This window comes from Actinomycetota bacterium (assembly GCA_030776725.1).
Classification (GTDB): Bacteria; Actinomycetota; Nitriliruptoria; order Nitriliruptorales; family JAHWKO01; genus JAHWKW01.
On record JALYHG010000119.1, the window covers coordinates 1 to 3519 of the forward strand.

General features: G+C 72.5%; 2 protein-coding genes. Both read right to left on the minus strand.

Annotated elements, in window-relative coordinates; all coding sequences use genetic code 11:
* On the minus strand, positions 1-1152 hold a 1152-nt coding region (locus tag M3N57_05430), incomplete at its 3' end, for a hypothetical protein (protein MDP9022137.1).
* A gap of 1 nt (position 1153) precedes the next feature.
* A partial coding sequence (locus tag M3N57_05435) for a hypothetical protein (GenBank protein ID MDP9022138.1) occupies positions 1154-3519 on the minus strand: 2366 nt, incomplete at its 5' end.

The window sequence follows — 3519 nt, forward strand, 5'->3', positions numbered from 1 at the left end:
GAGCACGGCCGCCTCGTTGGCGGCGTCACGGCGGCCGCGCCGGGTCCGGCGGACACGCCGGGCGGCGCTCACGACCGGCCCGAGCACGCGCCGTCCCACCGGGAAGCGCATCAGGACGTTCAGCGCCTGCTCGCCCTGTGACGCCAGCCAGTCCTCGGGGACGCCGGCATCGACCAGCAGACGCGCCCCGGACTGCACGGCGGCGACCATGGCAGGCAGGTCGTGGTCGCGCAGCGCACGGCCGAACGCGAGCTCGGCGTCGCGGGCGCGCTCCGCCAGCTCCTCGGAGGTTCCCACGAGCCGCGCCCGGATCGCCGCGTTGATCGCGACGATCTCGCGGATCGCCTCGGTCGGGTCCGGGCCGGTGCGCACGTCGCGCCCCTCGTCGTCCGCGAGCGAGTCGTGCAGGAGCTCGCCGACGCCGTCTCGGTCGGCGCAGCACGGGTCGACCAGATCCTCGACCTCGGGCCACGTCGCCCAGACTCGCAGGTCGTCGATGTCGCCCTTGAGCGTGTACCGGGAGTCGGGCTCGGGCCAGTGCCCGATCGCGACCCCGTTGGGCCCGACAGGGCGGACCGGTCCTTGCACGCCGACCGTGGTCCCGATCACGTCCCCGTCGAACGCGAGCACGAGCCGGGCGGCCGGGGCCTCGTAGACCAGCGTGGCGGTGTGCCACCCGTAGCCGCTCACCCGGACCTCGCCGGCCGGACCGGTCCAGCTGCCGGTCGCGTCCAGGATCGTCGCGCGCATCCGCAGCGTCCAGGTACCGAACAGCGCCATCGCGGGGATGGGCGGCAGTTGTACCGACTCGATGTACAGGGCGAACGACAGGTGTCCTTCGACGAGGTTGTGCCGCCCCGACGTGGTCCACGGCCGGTCCAGGTCGACGAACACGGGCAGCGACGACGCCCGCGCCGCGGTTCGGCGCTGCGCGACGGTGCCGAGCCGGAACCGCACCGTGACCTCGAGCGAGTCGATCCGGTCGAACGTCCCCGGGGCCGGGTACGCGGTGACGCGGCTCGACGGCTGCTGGAAGCGGAGGCTGCTGGGTCCGGCCTGTGGGGCGTCGTGGACGTGCCCGTGGTTGCGGTTGCCGGACACGTCCACGGCTCGGCCGCCCGTGTAGGTGTGGTGCAGGAGGAGCTTGCGCATGTCAGTCCCCGCAGGGGTCGCCGAGCGACGACGCGTCGAGATCGAGGGTCGACCAGCGGTTGCTGCCCAGCGACACGTCGAGGAGCCCGAGGAACGCGCCGACCGACTTGACGTACCAGCCGCCCGACGAGTCGTCGTCGTCGATGCCGGCGGGACCGCTGCCGTCGTCGGCGTTGACCTTGAGGATCCCGTTGAAGTTCTCGTACTGCATGCGGGCCTTCGGCTTCCAGTCGCCGCTCAGGTCGTCGGCGTGCTTCGGATCCTCCGAACGTGGGTAGGTCGTCCCGTAGATCCACGTGTCCATCGTGACCCGGGCGTTGCCGGTCACGATCACGTTGAGGGTGCTCTCGTCGTCGTCGAGGTCGGCGCCGCGGTCGCTGATTTGACGCAGCCAGAAGTGCTCGAAGCGGTCGTTGGACACGACCGTGAGGCACTTGGCGTCGACGCGCCGCCAGGCGTGCTTGTCGCCCTTCGAGCGGTCCCAGCCCATCGTCAGGATCTCGCGCAGCCGCAGCGTCCCGTGCACCGAGATGCGCTGGCCGCCGACGTCCCGGGCCCCTGCGTCGATGAGGCCGGCCATACCGTCGGTCGGGGCGGCGTCCTCGAACGGCAGCGGCACAAGCATGAGGCGCTGCGGCAGCTCCGCGAACATGACTTCGCTGAGCCCGATCCCGATGAAGCTGCCCCCGCTCGGTCCGTCCCACGGGAACTGGCCCGGGTAGCCGACCTGGGACCCCTCGCGGGCGATCGGGACACCGTCGTGCAGGCTGCGCATCTCCATCGCCGTCTGCCACGCCTCGTCGCCGTGGGTCGTGACGAGCTTGACGTGCGGCGACAGGTCCGACAGTCGCATGCGGCCGTGCAGCCTCGGTGGGCCGCTGTCGAGCGTGTCCATGCCGTACGCGACGACGCGCAGCGCCCGGTTCGGCCGCTCCGGGTACAGCTCGATCTCAGCGTCGGTGTTGGTGACGACGCGCAGGAACGCCGCGACCTCCGATGCCCGCTCCACGTCGCTGGTCGCGACCTTGAGCCGGTGTAGGCCGTAGATGCGTGCCGTCAGCGCGTCGGAGAAGCTCGCGGTGCGGGTCTCGTCCTCCGCCACGAGCCGCCGGTCGACGACGCTGGTGCTGTGCACCTGCGGGACTGCACGCACAGCGGTCAAGCGGTCGAGCCGCCAGCCGACCGCGACGCGTGCGGTGGCTCCTGTGGCGTGAGACGTCGACACGGTGAGGGTGTCGGCGCTGTCGGTCGTTCCGCTGGTGTAGGCGGTGGTGCCGGCGGGCACCGCCCCGCGCAACGCGAGCTCGCGTGGCGACGTCGGGTCGTCGGACAGGCCGTCGGCCGCCCGCAGTGACAGGTCGACGGCCAGCGGGGTGCCGGTGTCGACGTCGGCCTGGTCCTCGCCGACGGTGAGCGTGACCGTGCCGGCCAGGTGCGGCACCGCGGCGTCGGTCGTCCGGGTGCCCGCACGTTCCTCGTAGCGGACACGCGATAGCGTCCCGTCGACCACGATCACGGTCGGGGGGCCGGGACGGACCTCGACGGTCACGGGGCCGTCGAGATGTCCGGCGTGGACCCACCGTCGCCGGCCGGGCGTCGCCGCCGGGTCGGCCGTTGGCGGCGTTCCCGGCTCGGGCGGCTGGTGGAGCAGCAGTGACGCCGAGTACGGCGCGAACCGCGACCCGGACGGGGGCCGATGGGTCATGATGGTCGGAGGCGGTTCGTGCCGGCCGTCGATCGTCACCAGGATCAGGTCGCCGGGGTCGCTGGGGCGGCCGTGCGCGTGCCGTCCCCTGCCGTAGCGCACACGGCGCAGGCCGGTCGCAGCCACGAGCGTGTGGTCCTCGGCGACGGTCAGCAGCTCGAGCCGGAGGCTGGGTGCGAGCGCCAGGTTCGGGGTGGCGGCGGCGTCCTCGTCGAGGCTAAAGGCAACCTGGCCGAGGCCGCCCGGGATGGGCTGGGCGACGTCGTCGACCCGGCCGACCTCGACGAGCACCGGATCACCGTCGGACAGCGCGAAGGCGGCTCCGAACGACGACAGGCGTGCGACGTCCGCCTTCACGCGGTTGGTCTCCCCGGGCACGGCCGCCGCGCGCGTGACCGATCCCGTGATGGCCCCGAACCGGTGTTCGTGCTGATCGAACACGAGCTCGTGACGGTCGCCGGGGACGTGCGACGCGTTCACGTGCAGCGGGATGTCCTCCAGGCTGAAGGCACCGGAGAACCCGGCCACGTCGTCCAGCGAAACAGTCCCGGCCAGCGGTCCCTCGATGCCGTCGAGCCGGTACTCGGCGGTGAGCGGACGCGCCAGGAAGCCCCCGCCGTCGGTGGTCTCGTCGCGGGTGTCGAGGTGCACGAACCGTACAC